We start from the raw sequence: 24324 nt of genomic DNA on the forward strand, positions 1-24324 counted from the left end.
CGCGGACGCCGGCCTCTGCCGAGCGCGGCCGAGCGCGGCCCGGGGCCGGCGGGGGTCAGGGCGGGCGGGGGTCAGGGGGTCTCGTGGACGATCCAGAAGCGGGACCGGCGGTACGCGGGGCCGTTGGGGTCGTCGGCCGCGACGCGGACCGGGGTGTGCAGGCACAGGACCCGGCCGCCCAGCCGCTTCTCCTCGGCCGCCAGCCACCGGGACTGCCAGAGCATCGCGCCCGCCATGCCCGCCAGGAGCATGCCGGCCGGGATCCCCGTCGTGTAGCTGAGCGCGAGTCCGATCAGCAGCACCAGGAGCAGGGGCGTGGCGAGGCCTCGGGAGAACAGGTCGAAGGTCTTGTCCCGCGCGACCGTCTGCGCGCCCGGCGGCGGCGGGCTCAGCCGCTCCAGCCGCTCCCGGTACCAGGGCCGACGGGCCTCCAGGAGGCCCCAGAACGCCGTCGCGAAGAGGATCAGGGCAACTGCCGCGCCCATCACGGGGTCCAGCCGGTGGGCTCCCCCGGTGTAGGCCGGCACGCAGCTCACCAGGCTCACGGGGAGCAGCAGGCACGCCTGGATCCGTACCGACGCGACCAGTCCCACCAGCCGCAGACCGCCACCGCTCACGAAAGCGTCTCCCCCGCACCTATCTCGACACACACGCCCGACACGCCCGCCCGACGCACTCGCCCGACGCACACTCGACCAAGATCCGCAGGATCCTAGCGGACGGCGGCCGGGAGCACCCCGCCCCACCTGCGCTCTTGGGCGCGGGGCCCGCACGCGTCCCCGGTGCGGCGGCCGGCCGGATGCTCCTTCGGGCGGAGGGCGGGTCCGTCCTCGGGGCCGATGGCGGGCGGGCCGGCGCGCCGTATCGTCGGTGCCATGAGCCGAGGACTGCATCTGGACGCCTACCTGCTGGCCTTCGACACCCGGGCCCAGTCCCTGCAGGACCGCGCCCGCGCCGGGTTCCTGCTGCGCGCGGCCGCCCTGGCCGAGCTCGCCCACCGGGGTGCCGTCGCCGAGGACGGGGCGGGCCGGGTGCGGGTCGTGTCCGGCGCCGCCACCGGGGACCCTGTCCTGGACGCGCTGCTCGCCGAGGTGGGCGAGCAGCCGCGCAGCTGGAAGTCGTGGATCCGGCGGGGCCGTGAGGACACCCTGGAGGCCGTCGAGGAGCGGCTCGCGGTGCTCGGCGTGGTGACCATGGCGGACCGCGACCCCTACGGCCCGGTCGTGCCGCAGCGGACGGTGGCGATGGACGACCCGCGCGAAGCCCTGGACCTCCAGGTGCGGGTGGCCGAGCTGGTCCGCGGCAGCGCCCCGGTCGCCGGGGCGCCGTTCACCGACGCGGTTCTCGCGGCGCTGGCCGCCCACGGGCACCTGCGGCTGGTGCTGTCCCGGCACGACCGCCGGGCCCACGCCGGGCGGATCGCCGCGCTCACCGAGCGGCTCGCCGACGAGGCCCCGCACCTGGCCGGGGCGGTCGGCGGGCTGGGCCTGACCATGATTGCCGCCCAGGGCGGAATGGGCGGCGGCTGACCGCACCGGCGCCCTCTCCTTCGCGGTGACGCGGGTGTTCCGGGACGAGGACGGCCTGGCCGCGCGGACCCTGGCCGACCGACCGTCGGGCGTGGTGCTGCGCCCCGACCATTCCCCGACGGGTCACTGCGTCTTGTCCTGGGCGGATCCCGCGGACCAGGAGCTTCTGTGGTTCCCGAGCAGTCCAGGCGGAGCCACGACGGTCCCCTTCGTTTCGTTTTCCGAAGCAATCTCCGATGGTAGCGTTTCGGAATCCGAAGCATCAACCTTGGAGGCTGGACTCCACACCATGCCAACCCCCAAACCCGGCAAGCCAGTTCGCGGTTCGACCACCGGTCGCCCCCTCATGGCCGCACTCGACCTGTTCGGACGGCGGTGGAGCCTGCGCATCCTTTGGGAGCTGCGCGGGGGGCCCCTCGGGTTCCGCCCCCTGCAGAAGCAGTGCGACGACATGTCCTCCAGCGTGATGCGGCAGCGCCTGACCGAACTGCTGGATGCCCACGTGGTTCACCAACTACCCGACAGCCGGTACGAGCTCACTCCACTGGGGCGGGATGCCTGCCTCGCACTCGGCCCCCTCGCCCAGTGGTCGGAGCGCTGGGCGGCGACGCTCGACCCGCAACCGGCGCACCGCAACAGCGAGCGGCCCGCCGACGGCACCTCGCGTCCCGACGCCGTGGGCGACGGGACGCTCGAATGGGGTTCTGCCGGCTGACGCCCGCGCGGCCCGGGTTGACGGCGCACCCGGAACCTCCCCCCGACACCCAGGTCCTCGCCACGCCGGGTGAGGCGACAGGCGTCGCCGCGCAGAGTGGGCACGCGGGCGCCGGTCGGATCGCCCGGCCGGGTGCCGAGCACGCTCGATGACATGCGTTCACAACGGCGCTGCAACTCCCGGAAGTCTGCCGGGGCTTGGCTCGGTTCCCACCGGATGCGCAGCGTCCGGCGCCGCCCGAGCAGATCGAGTGCAGCCATGACCGGGCGCCCTGCATCGGACCCTCGCACCGATGAACCCGGCCGAGGCGTTCCGGCTTCCGCACCTCTCCTTGCGCTTCGGATTTCGAAGCACCATAGTGATTCGAAAACCGAAGCAGGAGGTGCTCGTGCCGCGCATCGAACCGCTCACCCCGCCCTATCCCGCGCCCGTCGACCAGGCACTACGCCGATGGATGCCTCCCGGCGTGACACACGAGCCGCTCACACTGTTCCGGGTACTGCACCGCAACCCGGAACTGGCCTCACGCATGTTCGCCCTGGGGTCCGGCCTGCTGGGCCACGGACTTCTTCCCGCCATCGACCGCGAGATCATCATCGCCCGAGTAACCGCACGCACCGGCTGCGCCTACGAATGGGGGGCACACGCCGCGACCCTCGCCCAGCAGGCCGGACTGAGCCAGGAACAGCTCCGGGCCACCACCGCCATCGACGTCGCAGCCACCACCATGTGGCTGCCTCGTCATGCGGCACTGCTCAACGCCGTCGACGAACTGCACGACACCGCACAGCTCTCACAACCCGCCTGGGATTCCCTGGCCGTCCACTACGAAGACGCCCAACTCCTGGAGTTCCTCGTGCTGGCCGGCTGGTACCGAACCATCAGCTACCTGGCCAACGGGCTCCTCCTGGAGGAAGAGCCCTGGGGCGCCCCGTTCCCGGCGCAGTGAGCCCTTTCCAAACGAGTTGCAGGCAGCGCTCCATCGCCAAGCGATACATCGTCTTGTCTCAACGGCCCACCACAATCAGCCAGTCCCTTGCGAACCGCCCTCGGAAATGCCCGGTGATCCGTCGCCGGGGCCGATCAATCCGAGTGTCGACTCGAAGCCTGGCACGCTTGTCCGAACACAGGAGGTTTCCATGGCCAAGGGCTACTGGGTCAGCGTCTACCGCACCATTTCCGACCCCGAGAAGCTGGCCGCCTACAACAAGCTGGCCGGTCCGGCCGTCCAGGCCGGGGGCGGGCGGGTGCTCGCCCGCGGCGGCCGGGTCTTCGCCCACGACGCCGGAATCGCCGAGCGCACCATCCTGATCGAGTTCGACACCTTCGAACAGGCGGTCGCGGCACGCGAGAGCGCGGCGTACCAGGAGGCGCTGGTCACCCTTTCCGACGCCGTCGAGCGCGACTTCCGCATCATCGAAGGCGTCGACTGACCGGCGCACTGACGTTCGGGCCGGCCTGGCGGCCCCGCCGGCCTCGTCGGCAGAACTCACGCCCACCCGAAGCGAACCGCGAACCGCGAACCGGTACTCGTACGACAGGTCGGTCCAGCGAGCCAACGGATCTGATGACCAGCGGCACGTCCGGCATCCGTCTGCCGTGTGACCCGTCGGGGCTGCCTTCATGTTTTCCCGGCGGGCGCACGACCGCGGGCCGATCGCCGTGGGCGCCCGTGAGTCGGCGCCGCGCCGGTCCGCCCGCGGCCCCGGCGGCGCGTGATCGCCGCCGGACGCGCATGACTTTTGGCACCCGTTCCCTCACCGAACGTGAAAGGATCGCGGTCGGCAATGGTTCGTATCGGCTAGGGGAAGACATGGCGGAGCGTCAGAACGGCACGGTCAAGTGGTTCAACGACGAGAAGGGGTACGGGTTCATCACCCCGGAGTCCGGGCCCGACCTGTTCGTTCACTTCCGTGCGATCGAGGGGGGCGGCTTCAAGTCCCTGGTGGAGGGTCAGAAGGTCACCTTCGAGGCCGTCCAGGGCCAGAAGGGGATGCAGGCCGACAAGGTCCAGGTCGTGCAGTAGGCCCCTGCCGAGCGGGCGGTCGCGGCCGTGTCCTACGCACGGGCGCCCGCGGCTTCGACCGGCCGCCGGCGGGTCGCACGCCCCGGCCGCCGCCGCGGTGACCACGGTGACGAGGGCGCCCAGCGCGGCGGTCCCGCCGATCCGCGCCCACGGGAGCACCGTCGGCGCGCGGGCCGCGAGCCTGCCCGGCGAAGCGTGCTGGGTCACCGCGGCCAGGACGGTCGCCACGGCGGCGAGGACGGTACCGACGGCCGCCGCGCGCCGGCCGCCTCGGCCGCGGCCACCCCTCACGATCCGGCCGCACCTCGCACCGGCCAGGCCGAGCAGAGCGAACTCCCGCCGCGCCGGCGCCGGCCGACGCCAGGGCCGCAGGCGACGTCGATGCCTCCGGGCCGGCTCCGATCTCGACTCCGAGGACCCCTGACCCGCCCGCGACCGCCGGTGCCGGCGCCGCAGTCCCGGCGCCGCGGTCCCGGCGTCCAGTGGCGGGAGGCGACGCGCGGACCCCGAAGGGATCGATCCGCGCGCCGCCCCGGCCCTCGCCCCAGCCCCCGCCGACGGCTTGCCGTCGGACCTCCTGCCGTCAGACCTTCAGGCCGTGGCGGTTGACGTACCAGAAGTGGAAGCCGAACAGCCCGCCCAGCACCGCCACCCACTGCAGCGAGTTCACCAGCGGCACCAGGTCCACCGGCAGGGTGCAGGCCAGCGTCACCCGGATCCCGGCGTCCACGGCGAACCCCAGGCCCCAGACCGCGGTGAGCGTGCGCAGATGATGGCGGAAGACCGCGTCGTGGTCCCAGTTCCCCGCCCACTCCTCGGCGCCCGCCTCACCGAGCTTGGCGGCGACGATCGAACGCGCCGCGGTCAGCATGAACGGCCGCCGCGTCGCCAGGGTGCCCAGCACCCAGAGCCCGAGCACCCCGAACACCCAGCTGTCGCGCACCAGCAGCACCCGGGGGCTGCCGCTGACCATCGACATCAGCGTGCCGACCACGATCATCAGCAGCGTGAAGACCGGCATCACCTCGACCCGGCGGCTGCGCACCATCCCGAGCACCAGCCACGGCACCAGCAGCAGGCCGCTGATCAGCAGCGCCGCCCACTGGCTGAACCCCACGCCGTGCAGCACGTAGAACCCGCCGAGCGGCAGCGCCAGTTCGAAGACCAGCGACTTGGCCAGCGCCCGCTTGGCGGCACGGCCCCGCCGGTCCGCGCCCGGCGCGGCGCCCTGCCCGTCGGCTCCCTGCTGGTCGGTCCCCTGCTGGTCGGTCCCCTGGTCGGCCTGCTTGTTCACGATCTCCCCCATCACACTCGACCTTCCCATGGCTGTCTCTCCCCTGTCCTGCTGCGACCTGTCGAGCCCGCTGTTCCCGCTGTTCAGGCTTCTCCGGCTGTTCCGCTACGGTTCGGCACGGGTGGCCCGGTCGAAGATGTCCGCCAGCTCGCGGCCGGCCTCGGCGACGTCGAAGTCCGGATCCCCCACCCAGCGCAGCACCACGGCGTCGATCGACCCGCGCAGCGCGACGAGCATCAGCCGGGGGTCGAACTCCCGGAACTCGCCCGCCTCCTGGGCCGCGCGGATCACCTGCTCCTGGCCCTCCATCGTCAGCTGCTGGGAGGCCCGGTAGTCCGCCGCGGTGGGATCGTCCCCGCCGAGGTTGGGCAGCACCTCGATCAGCGCCTTCAGGTGCCGGGGCCAGAGCGCGAGCAGCTCGACGCTGGACTCGATGTACGCCCGCAGCCGGGCACGTGCCCCCTCGGCCGCGCCGATCCTGGGTGCCATGAACCCCGTGGACACCCGGGTCACCTCGGCGACGACCTCGTGCATCAGGTCGTCCTTGCCCGCGAAGTGGTACGAGATCATCCCGGTGCTGCTCAGCCCGGCCTGCTTCGCGATCCGGCTGAACGACGCCTTCGCGTAGCCCAGTTCGGCGACCACGTCGATGGCTGCCTGCACGATCTGCGCCCGGCGCCCCGATTCGGTGAACGTCCGCCCCATCCCCAACGCCTCCTTGCCCGTGCAAGCTGATTCTTGCTTGCCTGAGCAAGACTGTAGAGCAATTTGCTCGTCTGAGCAAGAACTTGCGCAGGCGAGCAAAGGGAGGTGCGGATGAGCGGGAAGAGGTGCCGGGCGGAAGGTGCCGGGCGGGCGCGCGGGGCCCGCGGCCGCCCGGCCCGTCAGCGCACCCAGTCGGCCGCGAAACCCGCGCCCGCCCGGCTGACCCTCACCGCTCCCGCCCCCGCGAAGTGCGCCGGGATGACCAACTCCCGCTCCGCTGCGGCCCGTTCCAGGATCCGCAGCCGGCTGGCCGCCGCCTGCGCCGGGTCGAGGCAGAAGCAGCTGCTGCACGAGGGGTGTGCCAGCTGGACCGGTGAGTGCATCAAGTCCCCCACGAACACCGCCCGTTCGCCGCCGGACTCGACGCGCAGCACGGACGAGCCGGGCGTGTGCCCCGGCGCCTCCTCCAGCACCAGCGCCGAGTCGATGCGCAGCGACCCCGACCACTCCACGGCCTGCCCGGCCGCCAGCACCGGCGCCACGCTGTCCTCGAACACCAGGTCCCACTCCGCCCACCGCGCCGGGTCCGCCGCGCCGCCGCTGCGGGCCGGGTGCCCGGCGGCCGGGTCGAAGAATTCCCGGTCGGCCGCCGGCAGAAAGTACTGCGCGTTCGGGAAGGTCGGGGCCCAACTTCCGTCCTGCTCGGTCGTGTTCCACCCCACGTGGTCGGCGTGCAGGTGGGTGTTCACCACCACGTCCACCTCCTCCGGCCGCACCCCCGCCGCCGCCAGCAGCTCCGGGAAGCGCCCCTCGCGCCGGTGGAACATCGGCGTCGCCGGGCGCTCGCGCCCGTTGCCCACCCCCGTGTCCACCAGCACCGTCCGGCCTCCGCTGCGCACCACCCCGGTCTGCAGCGCGCCGATGTAGGCGCCGGAGGCCGGGTCGTAGTGCTCGGGTGCCAGGGCGGCGTCGCTGTCTGCGGCGGCAGCGGCGGCGGCCCAGGCCGGCTCGCCGAGGTCGGGCACGATCGCCGCCGCCGGCGCGAACGGCCCCTGGAACTCCAGCACCCGGATGATCTCCACGTCCCCCAGTACGATCCGCTCCACGGTTCGGCCCTCCATCTGTTGATCCGTCGGTTCGCTGTCTGCTCGTCGAGCCTGCCGCTGCCTTTCGACTGGGACGGCGAGGCCCTGCTGGTGGCCACCCCCGCGAACAGTCCGACCGGCCGCAACCTGGCCGCGGGCCGTACCGCCCGGCTGACCCTGGGCCACACCCGCGACGTCACCGTGATCGACGGCGAGGTGGAGGTCCTCGCGATCGACGCGCTGCCCGGCCCGGGGGGCGACCGGTTCGCCGCGCGCACCGGCTTCGACCCCCGCGAACTCGCCACCCCCTACCGCTGGTTCCGCATCACCCCCCGCCGCGTCCAGGCGTGGCGCGAGGCGGACGAGCTGGCCGGACGGGAGCTGATGCGCGACGGCCGCTGGCTGGTATGACGGGCGGTCGGTCGAGCGGGCGCGAGCCGGGGGCGGTCCTGCCCCCGGCTCATCGGTCAGCGCCCCACTCGCCGGTCAGGGCACCGGGACGCGGTCCGGCTCCGGGGCCGGCTCGGCCCGGTGGTGGTGGCGGGCCGGGCGGACGGGCCACCAGAGGGCGCGGCCGAGCAGAGCGGCGAGGGCCGGCACCAGGACCAGGGACAGGACGGCGGCGGAGAGCAGGATGCCGAGCGTCAACGCGAAGGCGACCTGCTCGCTGCCCGGGGTCGCGGCGAGGGTAGCGAAGGAGCCGGCCAGGACCAGGCCGGCCGTGGCGATGGTGGGCGTGGTGTGCCGCACGGCGCGGGCGACGGCGGTGCGGGGCGGGCCGGGGCGGTGCATCTCCTCGCGGATCCGGTCGGTGATGAGGATGTTGTAGTCGGTGCCCAGCGCCACGACGAACAGGAACAGCACCAGCGGGAGGGTGAAGCTGACGCCCGGTTCGCCCAGCCCGTGCTGGAACAGCAGGGTCGCGGCGCCGAGGGTGGCGGCGAAGCCGAGCCCGACGGAGAGCATCAGGACCACCGGGGCGAGCAGGCTGCGCAGGAGCAGCAGCAGGATCAGGGCGATCAGGGCGGCCGCGACCGGGAAGACGACCGCCAGGTCGTGGTCGACGGCGGTGGAGATGTCGGCGAAGATCGCCGCCGTGCCGCCCACGTGGGCGCTGGTCCCGGGGGGTGTGTGGGCGGCGACCGTGGCGCGGACCGGGCCGGCGGCCAGGTCGCGGGCGCGCCCGCTCCGCGGGTCGGCGGTCAGGTAGAGGTCGATCCGGGCGGCGCGCCGGTCCCCGTTGAGGACGGTCCCGCCCACCTTGCCGACGCCGTCGACCTGGGTGAGGGCGCGGGAGAGGCCGTCGAGCCGGCCGGGGTCGAGGGTGGTGCCGTCCGTGGTGACGACGTAGACGCTCGTCGGGTCGGAGACGCCGGCCGGCAGGGTGCGGGAGATCTCGGCGGCGGTGGCGGCGGCCGGGGTCTCCTCGCCGGCGCCGCCCAGGCCGTAGTCCATCCGGATCCCGGTCATCCCGGCGGCCAGCGCGCCGAGCAGGGCGACGGCGGCGAGCAGCATCGGCAGCGGCCGCCGGGCGACGAGCGCGCCGAAGCGGGCGGCGAAGCCCTCGCCCGGCTGCCGGCGCAGGCTGCGCGAGGGCCAGAACATGCCGCGTCCGCAGGCGGCGAGCAGGGCGGGCATCAGGGTGAGGCTGCCAAGCAGCATGACCAGGACCGCGACGGCGATGGCCGGGCCGAGCGAGCGGAACTGGCCGAAGCTGGCCACGCCGAGGGTGGCGAAGGCGGCCACGATGGTCAGCGCGGCCGAGGTGATCGCGGTGCCCACCCGGGCGGTCACCTGGGCGGCGGCCTCGCGGGCGGGCTGCTCGGGCCGGGCCCGCAGGTGCTCGCGGAAGCGGAAGAGCAGGAACAGCAGGTAGTCGATGCCGATGCCGAGCAGGACCACGGAGACCAGCCCCGGGGTGGAGGCGTCGAGCTTGAGGCCGGTCAGCGTCGCGACGCCGGCCACGGCTCCGCCGGCCACGCCGCCGATCATGGCGACGGCGAGCAGCGGCAGCAGGGCCGCCGCCACGCTGCGGAACACCAGCACGTTGAGCAGGACGATCAGCCCCATGAGGAGCGCGCTGCCGATCGTCGCGGCGGTGCGGTGGGAGTCGGCGGTGTCCACGGCGTCGGCCAGTCCCCCGGTGAACCCGGTGCGCATCCCGGCCTCGGCGAGCTGGGCCCGGGTGGCGTCCCGGAAGGTCCGGTAGACGCCCTGGACGCCCTCGTCTGCGGCGTTGCCGGTCAGTTCGACGGCGAGCAGTTCGAAGCTCCGGTCGGGTGCCACCATGGCCGGGGCGACCCGGGGGGTCTGGGAGTGGTCGGGGACGAGGAAGGCCGGCTGGTCGTCCTTCCTGGGCATGACGACCCGGCGCTGGGCGAGCTTCGCCGCCTCGGCCTCGATCCGCTGCTGGTCCGCGGCGCCGAGCGCCTTGCCGTCGGTCCTGGCGACCAGCACGGTGACCGTGGTGGCGTCGGGCCTCATCCCGAAGTTCTCCTCGGCGATCCGCAGCGCGGCGGCCGAGTCGTAGCTCTTGGGTAGGAAGTCCCCGGTCTGGGACTGGGTGACGCGGGCGAGCAGCATCGGGCTCAGCCCGGCCAGGGCGATTCCCAGCACCACCCAGAGGGTGATCACCCTCCACGGGTTCCTGGTGGAGTATCCGGTCAGTGCGCGGATCACGATTTCCTCCGGCGGTGGACGCGAGCGTCCGCAAGGTCAGTCTCGGCTCCGGGGGTTCCCGGCCGGGTTCCAGACCATCACCCGGGGTGGGGGGCGGACGTCCTTGCGACGGACGATCCGCACCGGGGCCCCAGCTCCTCGGCCGGGCCAGGACCCGGGACCGTGGTCCTGGTCCGCGCTGCCGTGATCGGCCATGGGGACCATGCCGGGGCGGGGTGGGCCGATGCCACAATGGCGGTCATCGGCCCTGATCAGGGCTGATGAGGTACCGGCCTCGGCGTCGGGACCGGTATCGGGTATCGGGTGTCGGAGGCGCGGCGGAGGCCGGGCACGGAGGGGGAACGGATGGGCGGGCGTCAGCGCCCCGCCGCGGATGCGGCACACGGGGCGGGCCGGAGCCCGGGGCCCGGCGGCGTGGTGGACCCGCCACCGGACGCCGACAGCGCGCCGTGGACCCACACCGATGCGCTGGTGGCCGTCGGCGCCTGCACGCTCGACCTGCTCAACTACCTGCTCTTCAGCGAGTTGGACGGGGTGCGCAGGGTGAGCGCCCCGGGCCTGCTCCTCATCGCGCTGTCGGCCCTACCGCTGCTCGTCCGGCGCCGCCACCCGGTGCCGGCGCTCGCCGCGGTCCTGGCCATCGAGGCCGCGCTCGACCTGTCCGCACCGGCGAGCACCCACTTCGGCGCCGTCCTGATCGTCGGCCTGTACTCGGTCGCCCGGGCCCGCACGGGCCCGGCGACGGCCGCCGCCGCGGCGGCGACGACGGTGCTGACCGTTCTGAGCCAGAGCCACCTGCGCGTCCCGTCCTGGCAGGCGCTCGCCGCCACCCCATGCTCCTGCCTGCTCGTGGCCGGCGCCGGGCTCGCCGTGTCGCGCTGGCAGCGGGAGGTGACGGCCAACCGCAAGCTGCTGGCCGACCACGCGGTGGCCGACGAACGCCGCCGCATCGCCAGGGAGTTGCACGACATCGTGGCGCACCACATCACCACCATGCAGCTGATGGCCGGCGGCGCCCGGGCCAACCTCGCCCACCCGGAGGTGGTCCGGGACGCCCTGGTCACCCTGGAGTCCTCCGGGCGGCTGGCCCTGCGGGAGATGCGCCAGCTCCTGGACGTCCTGCGGGCCGGCGACGAGCCGGACACCGCCCCGCCGTCGCCCCAGCCCGGGGCGGAGGACCTCGGCCGGCTGGTGGACGAGTCCCGCGTGGCCGGCCTGCCGACCGACTTCAGCGTCCACGGGCCCCCGCGCCCGCTGCCGCCCACCGTCGGTCTGACGGTGTTCCGGATCGTCCAGGAGAGCCTCACCAACGCCCGCAAGTACGCCGGGCCCGCCCGCGCGACCGTACGCCTGACGTACGGTCCGGACCGGGTCACCGTCGAGGTGCGCGACGACGGGGGAACGGGCGACGGCGACACCACGCCCCGGGCAGTGGCGCCGACCGGCGGCCGGAGCGGGTACGGCCTGATCGGCATGCGCGAGCGCGTCGCCCTGCACGGCGGCACCCTGCGGACCGGCCCTCAGCCCGAGGGCGGCTTCGCCGTACTGGCCGACCTGCCACTGGCCCCGGACGAGACGGCCGACGCGGCCGTCCAGCACGGAACGGCGGCGGCCCGGTGAGCGCGGCGGCACCGGGCATCCGGGTCCTCATCGCCGACGACCAGCCGCTCGTGCGGCGCGGCCTGTCACTGATCCTCTCCCCCGACCCGTCCTTCGAGGTGGTGGGCGAGGCCGAGGACGGGGAGCAGGCCGTCGCCGTCGCCCGCCTGCTGCGCCCCGACGTCGTGGTGATGGACATCCGGATGCCCGTGCTGGACGGGGTCGGCGCGACCCGGGAGCTGGCCCGCACCCTGCCCTCCTGCCGGGTCCTCGCCCTCAGCACCTTCGACATGGACGAGTACGTGGTGGCCGCGCTGCGCGCCGGCGCCCACGGGTTCCTGCCCAAGGACGTCTCGCCGGAGGAGCTGGGCGCGGCGATCCGCACCGTCCACACCGGCGAGGCGGTGGTCGCCCCGCGTCTGCTCACCCGGCTGATCTCCACCTACGTCCGGGCCCCGCTCGGCTCCCCGCCGCCGGTCACCGACACGGGCGCGCTGACACCCCGGGAGGTCGAGGTGTGGCGGCTGATGGCCACCGGCCTCGACAACACCGAGATCGCCCGGGCCCTGGACATCAGCCTGTCGACGGTGAAGAACTACATCACCAGCATCTTCGGCAAGCTCGACGTCCGGGACCGCGCCCAGGCGGTCATCGCGGCCTACGAGTCCGGCCTGGTCATCGCCCATACGGGAGGCGGTGCGGGGGGCCGCGGGTAGCGGGGGCGCAGAATGGCCTGGCTGAGGAAGTCCACCGCGTCCGTCCGCCGGCGACCGCGCGGATCTCACCTCCTTCGCCTGCACCGCCGCGCGCTGCCGGCAGGGGCTCCTCGTCTGGTCCGCCTGAGCACCTCGCCGCCGGGCGGGCTCGACTACCGGCCGCCGGCCGTCTTCGGGGCCTCCAGTTCGGTGTGGTGGACGGTGAAGCCGCCCCGCAGGACGGGGGCGAACGGGGCCGGAGCCATGCAGGTGCCCACCACCGGCTGGTAGGGCTTCCCGCCGGCGTCCACGTCCACGTTGGCTATGCCCCAGGAGAAACCGAGTCGGCCGTCGTCGTGGCCGCCGCCCTGGTAGATGCTCAGGCCGATCCGCTGGCCGACGTTGCCGACGTCCGACGTGGTGACGACGGCGGTCAGCGTGGCGACCGGGCCGCCGGTGGTCAGGCAGTCCACCTCGGCCTCGGCGCTGTAGACCTTCCCGGTGTCGGCCGTGCGGTGGGAGAAGCGGACGGTGCCCCGCGCGTCGGTGGGCAGGCCGTCGGCCACCTGGGTGCCCGGGAAGCGGTGGGTGTACGGGGCCGCCTGGGCGTTGACGGTGAACCAGATCTCGTCGGCCGGGGCGAAGGCGTACGAGATCCGGGCCGTGCCGCTGACGCTCGCCGGGCGCGCGGCCCGGCCGTCCTGGTGAGCGGGCGGGTTGGTGGCGGTGGCGGAGGCCGGGGCGACGCCCGTGAGCGCCGCCAGGGCCAGCCCGGCAGCGGCGGCGCCCCGGGCGGCACGGGTGGCACGGGTGACGCGGGTGATGCGGGTGTCGGCGTGGGCGCGGGTACGAATGCGGAACATGGTGGACTTCCCTCCCCCTGGCAGCCCCGGTGGCCACCGTCTCGATGCCCCCAAGCCTGGCCGCCGCACCCCCTCGCGGACATGTGCCGATCGGCATAAAAGTCCCGCTCTTCCAGCCCTTCTGCCCTGCCGATCGGCAGGGCAGAACACCCGGGGCGGACGCTCGTACGACCGGTGCGACACACCACGCCGGCCGCTGAAGCCTGAAGCAGAGGCAGCCTGCGGCCACAGGGCCCCGGCCCGACGGCCGGGTTCGCGGCCCGCGACGCAACCGGCTGCCATCCACCTCACGTGCGGCGCCGGTCAGCGGCCTCGCCACCACCGTCGGCGTGGGGCCTCCGCGGGCGGCGCGCTGTGGGGGGCCGGACCGGAGGGGGCTGAGCCGGAGGGGGGCGGGCCATCGAGAGCCGGGCCGGCGGGGGTCGGGCCGGGGAATGGGGGCAGGGTCCGGAAGCTGTCGTCGAGGACGGTACTCGCGCCGACCCGGGTGAGTGTTTCCCGGACGAGGGTCAGCGGGTGTGTCGGGAAGTGGGCGTCCCATTCCTGGAGGTCGGCGACGTGGTACGGCAGCGGGCCGCGCAGGTCGGGGTCGTAGGGGTGGGGGCGGACGAAGGCGTCGAAGCCGACCCGGTCGGCCACCACCGCTTCGCGCATGCCGCTGACCGGGCCTTCGGCGGCCTGCACCTTCAGCACCACGCTGCACCGGTCGCGCGGCACCGTCCACGCCCCGACGAACACCTGCCCGCGGCCGGCCGCCTTGGGGATCTTGACGAGCTGCCACAGGCCGGGCACCCCGCCCAGCTCGCGCACCTGCGCCTCGATCAGCGCGGCCCCGCTCTGCGCGGTGTTGCGGGCCAGTTCGCGCAGCAGTCGCTCGCCCGCGTCGAGCGGGGCCACCAGGTCCGGCACGAGCGCGAAGTCGTGGACGGACAGGACCACCCCTCGCGCGTCGTCCCACACCCGGTTCGTGCCCCCGGCGCCGCCCTCGTCCGCGCGTGGGACGAAACCGGCCAAGTCCAAGCTGATGATCGCACTCATGGCGGTCATCATCCCGCCCCCGGGCCACCCGGGGCACCTCCCTTGCCCCGCCGGGCGACGGCCGTGGTGATCGTCACCGGTCCGCACCCGCGAGAATGGACGGGTGACCGACAGTCAGCTCCCCCGAGGCATCACCGCCCTGATCCCCAGTGCCCCCGCCCCGGCCACACCCGGTGAACGGGCGGCCTCGCAGCTCCTCCACCTGCGGACCGCGGAGGTACCCCTCCCGCTCCTGGCCGCGGCCGCGGAGCTGATCGCCCCGCAGCTGGAGAGCGCGGACCCGGTCACCCGCGAGGCCGCCGCCGACGTCCGCGCCCGCCTGCTCGCCACGCTCGACGGCGCCGGGCCGCGCGCCGTCCGGCCGGGCAGCGGCTGAAGCGGGCACCGGCTGAAGCGGGAGGCCGTGCGGGCCGGGGCGGGGCCGGTCACGCCCCCGCGCTGCGCGGCCGACGCCCCGCTCCCCCGGGCCAGCCGTTGCGCAGCGGCCGGATGATCTCGTCGACCAGCCACCGGGCCGCGCCCGGCGGGTAGGGGCTGCGCAGGCTGAGCACGAGGTGGGTGAAGCCGGCGGCGGTCAACTCGGCGAGGGCGGCCCGGTCCTGGGCCGGGTCGTCGTAGGAGACGATGTACTGGACGGAGCGCGTGATCGTGCGCGGGTCGCGGCCGATCGCGGCGCAGTGGGCGTCGAGGACGCGGCTGCGTTCGCGCAGATGGTCGACGGTGTTGTGGGGCGGGCCGGGGATGTTCCAGATGTCGGCCTGTTCGGCCGCCAGGCGCAGCAGGCGCGTTCCCCAGCCGCCGATGAGGATCGGTGGGCCCGGGCGCTGGACGGGCTTGGGGTGGTTGCGGTTCCCGTGGAGGGAGGTGTAGCGCCCGTCGAAGTCGAAGACGTCCTGGGTCCACATGCCGCGCAGCACGGTGAGGGTTTCGGCGAGCCGGTCGATGCCTTCGCGGGGCGGGACGAGGTTGAGGCCGTATCCGGCGTACTCCGCGGCGGCGGGGTTCTCCCCCGCGATGCCGCCGGCTCCGGGCGGTTGGTGGGTGCCGCCGACGCCGAGGCCCATGACGAGGCGTCCGTGCGAGATGACGTCCACGGTGGTGGCCATCTTGCCGAGGAGGGCGGGGTGGCGCAGGCGGTTGCTGGTCACCAGGAGGCCGAGGCGCAGTCGGCGGGTCGAGGCGGCGAGGGCGCTGAGGAGGGTCCAGCCTTCCAGGATGTCGCCGTCCTTGGGGCCGGCGATGGGCATGAGGTGGTCCCATAACCAGGCGTCGGCGATGTCGGGGAGGTCGTCGGCTTCCTGCCAGACGCGGAGGATGTCGGTGTAGGGGACGCGCATGGGGGTGGTCTTGAGGCCGAAGGTGATCGGCTGCGCGGGTGGTGCGGTCGACGGCGTCATAATCGTCAGCCTAATTGATCGTCAGTCCTGCTGACCATCAATGGGGCTGAGATACTCTCGCGGATATGTCAACGGATAGGTCAAGCGATGTGGACTCCGGGCCCCTGTCGGCCCGCCTCGGCTACCTGCTCAAGCACACCCACCTGCGGTACGCCGCGGCGTCGGCCCGGGCGCTGGCGCCGCTCGGCCTCGACGGCCGTGAACTGGCGGTCCTCGCCGTCCTGGGAGCAGAGGTGCCGCTCTCCCAGCAGGACGCGGCCGGCCTCCTCGGCGTCGACCGCACGACGATGGTCGCCCTCGTCGACGCCCTGGAGGCCAAGCGCCTCGCCGAGCGCACCCGCAGCCCCGAGGACCGCCGCAAGAACGTCGTGCGGCTCACCCCGCAGGGACGGGAGCTGCTGGTACGGGCCGAGCGCGTCCGCGTCGAGGCCGAGGCGCGCTTCCTCGCGCCGCTGGCCCCGGCCGAGGCGGACCTGTTCCTGCGCACCCTGCGCACCCTCGGCGCCGGGCCGGAGGCGGACGGCGGCGAGGCGGACGGTCGGTAACACCGCGCGGCACGGCGGCCATAGCCGTCGCCGTGGCCGCGCCCCGGCCTCAGGTGCGGGCGGCGGCCTGGCGGGTGCGGCGGGCGAGGCGGTGCAGGCGCTGGACGGCGACGAAGCGGTGCATCCGGTCGGCCAGCGTCAGGCGGTACTTGAGCCGCAGCTGGCTGTTGAGCCCGGCCAGCCGCTCGGGGCCGATGGCCCGCAGCAGCCGGCTGACGTGCTGCTGGTAGGCCTCGCGGTAGGCGCGGTCGCCGTCCGGGACGGACCAGAAGAACATCGGGATCTCTTCGACCAGGCAGTTGTGGTCGTAGGCGCGCAGGTGCTCGGTGAAGGCCGGTTCGGGGCGGGCGAGCAGCCATTCCCGGACCAGTTCCATCGAGCGGACCCGGTCGACGAGGCCGCGCGGGTCGGTCTTCTTCTGGGTGATGGACAGGTCGCCGTCCTCGCGCACCCGCCAGTGGTAGATCGGTTCGGCGAGCACGTCGACCCGCTTGGCGAGGAAGTGGTGGGGCACGCTGACCGGGGCGTCCTCGTACAGGATGCCCTCGGGGTACAGGATGCCCGCGGCGTCGAAGAAGGAGCGCCGGTAGACCTTGTTCCATGCGGTGCGGTCGGTGACCAGGGCGGGCAGTTCGCTGACGTGGGTGCCCAGCCGGCTCTCGCGGAAGGCGCGGCGGTGGCCGTGCGAGGGGGTGAGGCCGGTGGTGCGCAGGCGCAGCGCGTTGCCGGTGACGAAGTCGGATCCGCTCTCGTCCAGCGTGCGGATCATCAGCTGGTACGCGTGCGGGGGCAGGGTGTCGTCACTGTCGACGAAGGTCAGGTACTCGGTGCCGGGGGTGAGGTGGCGCCAGCCGGTGTTGCGGGCGGCGCCGAGGCCCTTGTTCTCCTGCCGGACCAGCCGGAAGCGCGGGTCCCGGTCGGCGTAGGCCTTGGCGATGGCGGGGCCGTCGTCGGTCGAGCCGTCGTCGACCAGGACGCATTCGAAGTCCTCGAAGGTCTGGGCCGCGATCGAGTCGAGGCACTCCTGGAGGTAGCGCTCGACGTTGTAGATCGGGACGACGACGGACAGGCGGGGGGCCATCACGCGGCCTTTCGCTCAGAAGCGGACGGGGCCGGACGGCCCGGGGCGGGTACGCACCGCCGACGGCCGATCACCGGCAGTGGCCCGAATGTAGGGATTGTACAAGGCCGCTGGACGAACGATGAGTGGAGTCCAGGGTGCGGATCGGTGGAGCAGCCGTGTCCGGCGTTCACTGTTCGCCGACGCCCGGTACTCGTACGAAGGACCCCGCCCACCGGGCCCGGACACGGGACCTGGACACCGGACCTGGACACCGAGGCCCCCGGCGGGCCCCGCCGGGCGGAACACCAGGGCGGAGGGCAGCCTGGGGATACGGCGGCGCCGCCGGTGCCGGGCAGCCGAGGAGCGCGCGTGGACGACACCGACGTACTGGTCGTGGGGGCCGGACCGGTGGGCCTGACCGCCGCCGCCGAGTTGTGCCGCCGCGGCGTGCGGTGCCGGATCGTCGACCGGCTGGCCGCCCCGCAGCCCTACGCCAAGGCGGTGGGGATCCAGCCCCGCACCCTGGAGGTCTGGGACTCGATGGGGCTGGTGCGCCGCGTCCTGGACGAGGCGGTGCCCCTGCTCGGCCAACTCGCCTTCGTCGACGGCGCTCCCGGCCCGCGCATCGACCTCGACCTGCCCGCCGACGTGCCGTACCGCTTCGCGGCACTGCCCCAGGACGCCACCGAGCGGCTGCTCGCCGAGCACCTGGCCGGCTACGGCGCCGTCGTCGAGCGCGGCACCGAGGTGCTCGGCCTGCGGCAGGACGACGACGGCGTGCACGCCGCCCTGGCCACCCCCCGGGGGCCGCGCGAGCTGTCCGCGCGCTTCGTCGTGGGTTGCGACGGCGCCCACAGCACGGTGCGCCACGCCGCCGGGATCGGCTTCGGCGGCGACGCCTTCCCCGAGCAGTTCATGCTCGGCGACGTCGAACTCGACTGGGACCTGCCGCCCGGCTACGCCGTGCGCGCCACCCGCGCCGCCGCCGACGGCACCGGCAGGGACGTCCTGGTGTGCGTCCCGCTGCCCGGTCGGCGCCGCTACCGGGTGTCCATGACCGTCCCGCCCGAACTCGCCACCGCCGCCGACCCCGTGCGGGGGGTCGCGCACGGGCTGGAGGGCGGCCACGCCCCCGAACTGCGGCACATCCAGCAGAGCTTGGACCGGCTGGCGCCGCGCCCCGTCACCGCCTCCGCGCTGCGCTGGTCCTCGGTCTTCCGGATCAGCCACCGCCTCGCCGACCGCTACCGCAGCGGCCGCCTGCTGCTGGCGGGCGACGCCGCCCACATCCACCCGCCCACCGGCGCCCAGGGCATGAACACCGGCATCCAGGACGCCTGGAACCTCGCCTGGAAACTCGCCCTCACCGTCCGCGGTGCCGCCGCCGACACCCTGCTCGACAGCTACCACGCCGAACGCCACCCCGTCGGCCGGGAGGTCGTCGCCCGTACGGTGCGCCACGCCCGCACGGGCTTCGACGCCGACCCCGAGGACCCCGCCACCCCGCTGCTGCGCGAGGCCCAGCTCCTGGTCGGCTACCGCGACGGACCGCTGACCGAGCCCGCCCCGGGCACCCGCCCCGCCCCCGGCGACCGCGCCCCCGACTGCCCCGGCCTCACCCGCCCCCTGACCGCCTACCCGCAGCGCCTGCACGAGCTGCTGCGCGGCACCCACCACGTCCTGCTGCTGTCCGCGGGCCCCGCCACCGACACGCGGACCCTGCGCGCCTGCGCGGCCGCCGCCCACGCCGCCGCCCACGGCCTGCTCGACGTGTACGCCGTCCTCGCCCCCGACTCCCCCGGCGCTCCCGACTCTCCCGCGTCCCCCACGGCCTCGTCCCCCGCCGCCCCGGACGGCCTGCGCCTGCCCGTCGTCCGCGACACCGGCACCGCCTTCCACGCCGCCTACCGGCCCGGCGACGGCGAGGCCGTCCTCATCCGCCCCGACGGCTACCTCGCCGCCCGCCTGCCCGCCGCCGACCCGGCGCGTCTGGTGGCCCACCTGCGTCGCACCTTCGCCCCGGCCTGACCGCCCGGACTGCACCGAGGGCTTCCCGGGCGTGCCCTGCGGCGGGCGGGCGGCTGCCTAGAGTGGGCGCCATGAGCGACCCGCGCCCCACCTCGGCCTTCCACGCGGCCAACGCCGACCCCGCGGCCACCGACCGGCTGACCGCCGCCCTGGACGTCCAGGGCGCCAACGCCGGTGTGCGGCGGCTGCGCGAGTGGGCGCACGCGCGCCTGGCCGCGCGCCCCGGCGAGCGGGCGCTGGACGTCGGCTGCGGGACCGGCTCGGAGACCCGGGTGCTGGCGGCGGCGGTCGCGCCGGGCGGCGACGCGACCGGCCTCGAGCCCAACCCCGGCCTGCGGGCCGTCGCCGAGCGGCGCGCCGCCGACGTGGGCAGCCCGGCCCGGTTCGTGGACGGCGACGCGCTCGCGCTGCCGCTGTCCGACGCCGACGTGGACGTCGTCTGGTGCGAGCGCGTCCTGCAGCACCTGGACGACCCGGCGCGGGCCGTCGCCGAGATCGCCCGGGTGCTGCGCCCCGGCGGCCGGGTCGCCCTGCTCGACACCGACTGGGCCACCTTCGTCCTGCACCCGGCCGACCCGGAGATCCGCCCCGCGCTGGCCACCGTCACCCAGGCCACCGCCGCCACCCCGGACGCCGGACGCCGCCTGGCCGGCTGGCTGACCGCGGCGGGCCTGACCGTCGACGGGCTCGGCTCCGACGTCCTCCTGCACGACCCGCGCACCGTCAGCCGGCCGATCGTCCGCGGGCTCGCCACGGCGGCCCTCGGGCGGGACCTGATCACCGAGGAGCAGCGCGACCGGCTCTACGCCGGCCTCGAGGCCGCCGCCGGGCAGGGCGCCTTCCACCTGTCGGTGACGATGTTCGCCGCCGTCGCCCACCGCCCCCGCTGACCGTACGGGCGCGGCGGGCACGGCAGGCACGGCCGGGCCGTTGGCGGTCAGGCCGGAGTCGTCCCAGGCCGCGCATTCACTCGAACGGAGTAACTTGGTCGTGTTCCACCCGTCATGGTCCGGCCGTCGGAACGACCATCGAAGGACCGTGCGTACGGGCCACCAGGCGATGAGGTGATGGACATGCGGGAATCGATGAACGAGGGCGTGCCGGAGTCGGCGTCCGGAATGCAGCGGCAGCTCTACACCGGATCGGAGCGTCCCTTCGATCCCGAGGACCTCGTGATGGTGTCGGGCCGCGACGTCACCCCCGGCCGCCTCGAGTGGGCGCGGCAGGAGATCGAGCGCAAGGGCGCCGCTGCACTGGAGCGCTACCTCCCCTGATCGCAGGCGGGGCCGGCGGACGCGGCGCGGTGGTGCGCCCGTTCGCCGGTGGCACCGCCCTCTGCCCGCCGTGACCGGACGGGCTCCCATGACCGGACGGGCCGGCCGCAAGGGCGGGGCCGGGGCGGCCGGGGACGCGGCGACGGGAGCGGGGCGCGGCCGGTCGCGCCGGTGGTACGGCCCGCCGCCGTCGAATGTCAGTGCCAGTGGCGATGATGCTGCCCATGAACGACGCCGCTCTGCTCACCCCCGGCGACTACGCCGATGCCGTTGCCACCGCCGTCCGGGCGGCCGCCGCCTACTACACCGACGGCGGTACGCCGCTCGGTGACGACGAGTACGACGCCCTGCTGCGCGCCGTCGCGGCCTACGAGCAGGCGCACCCGGGCGAGGTGCTGCCGGACTCGCCCACCGGGAAGGTCGCGGGCGGTGCGGTCGGGGGCGATGTGCCGCACAGCGTGCCGATGCTGTCGCTGGACAACGTCTTCTCGGCCGAGGAGCTCGCGGACTGGGCGGGCGGGCTGGAGCGGCGCCTGGGCCGGTCGGTGGCCGCCTGGTGCGTGGAGCCCAAGCTGGACGGCCTGGCGGTGGCCGCCCGCTACCGTGCCGGGCGCCTGCACCGGCTGATCACCCGCGGCGACGGCCTGGCGGGCGAGGACATCAGCCACGCCGCCGACGCCGTGCTGGGGCTGCCCGCCGTGCTCGCCGAGCCCGTCGACGTCGAGCTGCGCGGTGAAGTCCTGCTCACCCGTGAGCAGTTCGAGCACGCCAACGAGGTGCGCACCGCCCACGGCGCGGTCCCCTTCGCCAACCCGCGCAACGGCGCCGCCGGCACCCTGCGGGCCAAGGACCGGCCCTACCGCGTCGAGCTGACGTTCTTCGGCTACGGCGCGGTCGGCCTCGACGACGACCTCACCCACAGCGCCCTGCTGGAGCGCCTGGCCGCCCTGGGCGCCAACACCGCCGCCACCACCGCCGCCCACCCGCAGCGCTGCGCCACGCTGGAGGAGGCCCAGCAGCGGGTCGGCGAGATCGCCGCGCTCCGCTCCGAGCTGCCGTTCGGCATCGACGGCGTCGTGGTCAAGGCCGACTCCTCGGTGGACCAGCAGGACGCCGGCTCCGGCTCGCGCGCGCCGCGCTGGGCCGTCGCCCGCAAGCTCGCCGCCGAGCACAAGGTCACCCGGCTGCTCGACGTGGAGTGGAACGTCGGCCGCACCGGCATCATCGCCCCGCGCGCCGTCCTCGAACCGGTCGTCATCGACGGCGTCACCGTCACCTACGCGACGCTCCACAACCCCGCCGACATCACCCGGCGCGGCCTCATGCTCGGCGACCGGGTCTTCGTCTACCGCGCCGGGGACGTCATCCCGCGCGTCGAGGCGCCGCTGGTCGACGAGCGCACCGGCGACGAGAAGCCGATCGCCTTCCCCGAGGCCTGCCCCCGCTGCGGCGACACCATCGACACCACCGAGCAGCGCTGGCGCTGCGCCCGCGGGCGCAACTGCCAGGCCGTGGCCTCGGTGATCTACGCGGCCGGCCGCGACCAGCTCGACATCGAGGGCCTGGGCGGCACCCGCGCCGTCCAGCTCGTCGAAGCCGGCCTGGTCACCGACCTCGCCGACCTGTTCTCCCTCACCCGCGAGCAGCTCCTCGGCCTGGAGCGGATGGGCGAGACCAGCACCGACAACCTGCTCGCCGCGATCGAGACCGCCCGGTCGCAGCCGCTCAACCGGGTGTTCTGCGCGCTCGGCGTGCGCGGCACCGGGCGCACCATGTCCCGGCGCATCGCCGCCCACTTCGGCTCCATGGCCGCGATCCGCGCCGCCGACGCCGACACCCTGGCGGCGGTGGACGGCATCGGGGCGGAGAAGGCCCGGGTCATCGTCGCCGAACTCGCCGAGCTCGCACCGCTGCTGGACCGCCTCGCGGCCCGGGGCGTGGGCACCGCCGTCACCGTGCCGCAGGCGCCCGCAGCGGCGTCCGACGCGGCGGACGCCGATGGCCCGGCGGGGCAGGACGCGGCCTCGGGCCCGCTCACCGGCGAGGCCGTCGTCGTCACCGGCTCCATGACCGGCCCGCTCGCCGCGCTCTCCCGCAACGAGATGAACGAGCTCATCGAACGCGCCGGCGGCAAGGCCTCCTCGTCCGTCTCCAAGCGCACCACCCTGCTCGTCGCCGGCGAGAAGGCCGGATCCAAGCGCGCCAAGGCCGAGGAGCTCGGCATCCGCGTCGTCACCCCCGACGACTTCGCCGTCCTGGTCGCCGACCACCTGCCCCAGGGCTGACGGACGGACGGGCCGGCGCCCGGCGGGTCACGGCGGCCGGGGCGCTCGGCTGGGCGGGTCACGGCGGGCCGTCGGCCGTTTCCGCCGGGCGTCGGCGGGTGATCCCTTGCGGCCAGGGCGGCGGTGCATCCCCGCCGCCGAGCCACCCGATCCACCCGAGCCGTCCGGAAGGCCCCGCCGTGTCCCTGCGCTCCCGCCGTTCGCCGCTGTCCCGCCGCCCCGGGCGCGCGGTCGCCGCCCTGCTCACCGCCGCGCTGGCGCTGGCGCCCGCCGGGGCCGCCGCGGCCGCGCCCCGCGACGACGACGACCTCGCACTGCGGGCCCGGCTGCAGGAACTGGTCGACCGCCCGGACGGCCCGCCCGGCGCCATCGCGGTGCTCCGCGACGGCGAGCGGGTGCGGGTGTTCCGGGCCGGGGTGGCCGAGGTCGGCACCGGCCGGCCGCCCCGGCCCGACGACCACATGCGCCTGGCCAGCGCCGCGAAGGCGTTCAGCGGCGCGGTCGCGCTGCGCCTGGTCGACTGCGGGCTGCTCAGGCTGGACGACACGCTCGCCCAGCGGCTGCCCGCGCTGCCCGCCGCCTGGGGCGCGGTGACGCTGCGCCAGCTGCTGAACCACACCAGCGGGCTGCCGGACTACAGCGCGGCACCGGAGTTCGTCGACCTGATCCGCGCCGACCCGCACCACCGGTTCGACTCCCGGCACCTGCTGGACTTCGTCGCCGGCCAGGACCTGGAGTTCGCCCCCGGCTCCCGCTACCACTACTCCAACTCCGACAACATCGCCGTGGCCCTGATGGCCGAGGCCGCGACCGGGCAGCGCTACGAGGGCCTGCTGGACTCCCAGGTCTACCGGCCGTTGGGGCTCACACAGACCAGCCTCCCCTCCGGCTACCGGCTGCCCGAGCCGTACCTGCACGGCTACGCCGTCCAGCCGCCCGAGCCTGCGCAGGACGTCAGCACCCTGTTCGGCGCCTCGGGCGCCTGGGCGTCGGGCGGCCTGGTGTCCACCCCGAAGGACTTCAGCGCGTTCGCGGCCGGGTACGCGGGCGGCCCGCTGATCAGCGACGCGACCCGCCGCCGGCAGCGGGCGTTCGTCGCGGGCGCCTCCGAGCCGGCCGGCCCGGGGGCCAACCGCGCCGGGCTGGCGATCTTCGAGTACACCACCCGGTGCGGCGTGGTGTACGGGCACACGGGCAACACCGCGGGCTACACGCAGTTCGGCGCGGGCACCCCGGACGGCCGCCGCAGCGTCACCGTCTCCGTCACCGAGCAGGTCAACCAGACGGGCAACCCGGACCTGCTGGCACAGCTGCGCGCGGTCGAGGAGGACTTCGTCTGCGCGCTGCTGGCCGGCTAGGGCCCGGGGCCGCCGGCCGGCCCCGGGGCGCGCAGGAACGCAGTAGGGGGGGGGGGGGGGGGGGGCCGGCGCCCCCCCCCCGGGGGGCGCCCGGCGCGGGGGGGACCAAAACCACCCCCCCCAACCCGGGGGGGTGACCCCCCCCC

The 24324-nt window shown here is 74.8% G+C and carries 24 protein-coding genes; 15 read left to right on the forward strand and 9 right to left on the reverse strand.

The window, feature by feature from the left end; all coding sequences use genetic code 11:
- Nucleotides 1-71 precede the first annotated feature (71 nt).
- Nucleotides 72-617 (reverse strand): hypothetical protein, encoded by a 546-nt coding sequence (locus tag ACIBEC_RS28015; RefSeq protein ID WP_360497362.1) that lies wholly within the window; start codon nucleotides 615-617, stop codon nucleotides 72-74.
- 258 nt (nucleotides 618-875) lie between these two features.
- Between ACIBEC_RS28015 and ACIBEC_RS28020 the strand changes: the two genes are divergently transcribed.
- The 5 genes from ACIBEC_RS28020 (at nucleotide 876) to ACIBEC_RS28040 (ending at nucleotide 4270) form a co-directional block, all read left to right on the forward strand.
- The gene (locus tag ACIBEC_RS28020; protein ID WP_360497365.1) at nucleotides 876-1529 is read left to right on the forward strand and encodes a GPP34 family phosphoprotein; all 654 of its coding nucleotides are present in this window, start codon (nucleotides 876-878) and stop codon (nucleotides 1527-1529) included.
- 289 nt (nucleotides 1530-1818) lie between these two features.
- Nucleotides 1819-2244 carry a helix-turn-helix domain-containing protein gene (locus ACIBEC_RS28025; protein ID WP_360497368.1) on the forward strand — a complete coding sequence of 142 codons (426 nt, stop codon included), beginning with the start codon at nucleotides 1819-1821 and terminating at the stop codon, nucleotides 2242-2244.
- A gap of 388 nt (nucleotides 2245-2632) precedes the next feature.
- Nucleotides 2633-3193: a carboxymuconolactone decarboxylase family protein gene (locus ACIBEC_RS28030; protein ID WP_360497795.1), complete on the forward strand. Its 561-nt coding sequence runs from the start codon at nucleotides 2633-2635 to the stop codon at nucleotides 3191-3193.
- A 190-nt stretch (nucleotides 3194-3383) separates the two neighbouring features.
- Nucleotides 3384-3677, forward strand: coding sequence for a DUF1330 domain-containing protein (locus ACIBEC_RS28035; RefSeq protein WP_360497371.1), 294 nt, complete (start codon nucleotides 3384-3386; stop codon nucleotides 3675-3677).
- A 380-nt stretch (nucleotides 3678-4057) separates the two neighbouring features.
- A complete protein-coding gene (locus ACIBEC_RS28040; protein ID WP_360497374.1) occupies nucleotides 4058-4270 on the forward strand; it encodes a cold-shock protein in 213 nt (70 codons plus the stop codon).
- Nucleotides 4271-4853: 583 nt separating this feature from the next.
- On the opposite strand, the gene ACIBEC_RS28045 is transcribed toward ACIBEC_RS28040, so the two are convergent.
- From ACIBEC_RS28045 to ACIBEC_RS28055, 3 genes are all read right to left on the reverse strand, one after another.
- On the reverse strand, nucleotides 4854-5576 hold the full coding sequence (locus ACIBEC_RS28045) for a VC0807 family protein (protein ID WP_360497377.1): 723 nt from the start codon (nucleotides 5574-5576) through the stop codon (nucleotides 4854-4856).
- A 93-nt stretch (nucleotides 5577-5669) separates the two neighbouring features.
- Nucleotides 5670-6269: a TetR/AcrR family transcriptional regulator gene (locus ACIBEC_RS28050; RefSeq protein WP_360497380.1), complete on the reverse strand. Its 600-nt coding sequence runs from the start codon at nucleotides 6267-6269 to the stop codon at nucleotides 5670-5672.
- Nucleotides 6270-6448: 179 nt separating this feature from the next.
- Complete coding sequence (locus tag ACIBEC_RS28055) at nucleotides 6449-7390, reverse strand: MBL fold metallo-hydrolase (protein WP_360497382.1); 942 nt, start codon at nucleotides 7388-7390, stop codon at nucleotides 6449-6451.
- On the opposite strand from ACIBEC_RS28055, the gene ACIBEC_RS28060 reads away from it, so the two are divergent.
- Nucleotides 7322-7765 (forward strand): pyridoxamine 5'-phosphate oxidase family protein, encoded by a 444-nt coding sequence (locus ACIBEC_RS28060; RefSeq protein WP_396289181.1) that lies wholly within the window; start codon nucleotides 7322-7324, stop codon nucleotides 7763-7765. The genes ACIBEC_RS28055 and ACIBEC_RS28060 overlap by 69 nt on opposite strands.
- 75 nt (nucleotides 7766-7840) lie before the next feature.
- On the opposite strand, the gene ACIBEC_RS28065 is transcribed toward ACIBEC_RS28060, so the two are convergent.
- Complete coding sequence (locus ACIBEC_RS28065) at nucleotides 7841-10033, reverse strand: MMPL family transporter (protein ID WP_360497388.1); 2193 nt, start codon at nucleotides 10031-10033, stop codon at nucleotides 7841-7843.
- A gap of 345 nt (nucleotides 10034-10378) precedes the next feature.
- On the opposite strand from ACIBEC_RS28065, the gene ACIBEC_RS28070 reads away from it, so the two are divergent.
- Nucleotides 10379-11653: a histidine kinase gene (locus tag ACIBEC_RS28070; protein WP_360497391.1), complete on the forward strand. Its 1275-nt coding sequence runs from the start codon at nucleotides 10379-10381 to the stop codon at nucleotides 11651-11653.
- Nucleotides 11650-12348, forward strand: coding sequence for a response regulator transcription factor (locus ACIBEC_RS28075; RefSeq protein ID WP_360497394.1), 699 nt, complete (start codon nucleotides 11650-11652; stop codon nucleotides 12346-12348). The genes ACIBEC_RS28070 and ACIBEC_RS28075 overlap by 4 nt, the downstream gene beginning before the upstream one ends.
- 152 nt (nucleotides 12349-12500) lie before the next feature.
- Here ACIBEC_RS28075 and ACIBEC_RS28080 read toward each other — a convergent pair whose 3' ends face one another.
- Nucleotides 12501-13190, reverse strand: a complete 690-nt coding sequence (locus tag ACIBEC_RS28080; protein ID WP_360497397.1) for a hypothetical protein — start codon at nucleotides 13188-13190, stop codon at nucleotides 12501-12503.
- A 303-nt stretch (nucleotides 13191-13493) separates the two neighbouring features.
- Nucleotides 13494-14228: a hypothetical protein gene (locus ACIBEC_RS28085; RefSeq protein ID WP_360497400.1), complete on the reverse strand. Its 735-nt coding sequence runs from the start codon at nucleotides 14226-14228 to the stop codon at nucleotides 13494-13496.
- Between the two features lie 103 nt (nucleotides 14229-14331).
- Here ACIBEC_RS28085 and ACIBEC_RS28090 point away from each other — a divergent pair, with 103 nt between their 5' ends.
- A complete protein-coding gene (locus tag ACIBEC_RS28090; RefSeq protein WP_360497403.1) occupies nucleotides 14332-14604 on the forward strand; it encodes a hypothetical protein in 273 nt (90 codons plus the stop codon).
- A 49-nt stretch (nucleotides 14605-14653) separates the two neighbouring features.
- Here the strand turns inward: ACIBEC_RS28090 and ACIBEC_RS28095 are convergent, their stop codons facing one another.
- The gene (locus tag ACIBEC_RS28095; protein WP_360497406.1) at nucleotides 14654-15625 is read right to left on the reverse strand and encodes an LLM class flavin-dependent oxidoreductase; all 972 of its coding nucleotides are present in this window, start codon (nucleotides 15623-15625) and stop codon (nucleotides 14654-14656) included.
- Between the two features lie 89 nt (nucleotides 15626-15714).
- Here ACIBEC_RS28095 and ACIBEC_RS28100 point away from each other — a divergent pair, with 89 nt between their 5' ends.
- A complete protein-coding gene (locus tag ACIBEC_RS28100) occupies nucleotides 15715-16170 on the forward strand; it encodes a MarR family transcriptional regulator (protein ID WP_360497408.1) in 456 nt (151 codons plus the stop codon).
- A 49-nt stretch (nucleotides 16171-16219) separates the two neighbouring features.
- On the opposite strand, the gene ACIBEC_RS28105 is transcribed toward ACIBEC_RS28100, so the two are convergent.
- Entirely contained in the window at nucleotides 16220-17251 is a 1032-nt protein-coding gene (locus ACIBEC_RS28105) for a glycosyltransferase family 2 protein (protein WP_360497411.1), read from the reverse strand.
- Nucleotides 17252-17602: 351 nt separating this feature from the next.
- Between ACIBEC_RS28105 and ACIBEC_RS28110 the strand changes: the two genes are divergently transcribed.
- From ACIBEC_RS28110 to ACIBEC_RS28130, 5 genes are all read left to right on the forward strand, one after another.
- Nucleotides 17603-19261 (forward strand): FAD-dependent monooxygenase, encoded by a 1659-nt coding sequence (locus ACIBEC_RS28110; RefSeq protein WP_360497414.1) that lies wholly within the window; start codon nucleotides 17603-17605, stop codon nucleotides 19259-19261.
- A 71-nt stretch (nucleotides 19262-19332) separates the two neighbouring features.
- Entirely contained in the window at nucleotides 19333-20151 is an 819-nt protein-coding gene (locus tag ACIBEC_RS28115; protein WP_360497417.1) for a methyltransferase domain-containing protein, read from the forward strand.
- 195 nt (nucleotides 20152-20346) lie between these two features.
- Nucleotides 20347-20535 carry a hypothetical protein gene (locus ACIBEC_RS28120; protein WP_360497798.1) on the forward strand — a complete coding sequence of 63 codons (189 nt, stop codon included), beginning with the start codon at nucleotides 20347-20349 and terminating at the stop codon, nucleotides 20533-20535.
- Between the two features lie 224 nt (nucleotides 20536-20759).
- Entirely contained in the window at nucleotides 20760-22820 is a 2061-nt protein-coding gene (gene ligA, locus ACIBEC_RS28125) for an NAD-dependent DNA ligase LigA (RefSeq protein WP_360497420.1), read from the forward strand.
- A gap of 179 nt (nucleotides 22821-22999) precedes the next feature.
- Nucleotides 23000-24178, forward strand: coding sequence for a serine hydrolase domain-containing protein (locus ACIBEC_RS28130; protein ID WP_360497423.1), 1179 nt, complete (start codon nucleotides 23000-23002; stop codon nucleotides 24176-24178).
- The last annotated feature ends 146 nt before the right edge of the window (nucleotides 24179-24324 follow it).

The organism is Kitasatospora sp. NPDC051164, assembly GCF_044455625.1.
Taxonomy (GTDB): Bacteria; Actinomycetota; Actinomycetes; order Streptomycetales; family Streptomycetaceae; genus Kitasatospora.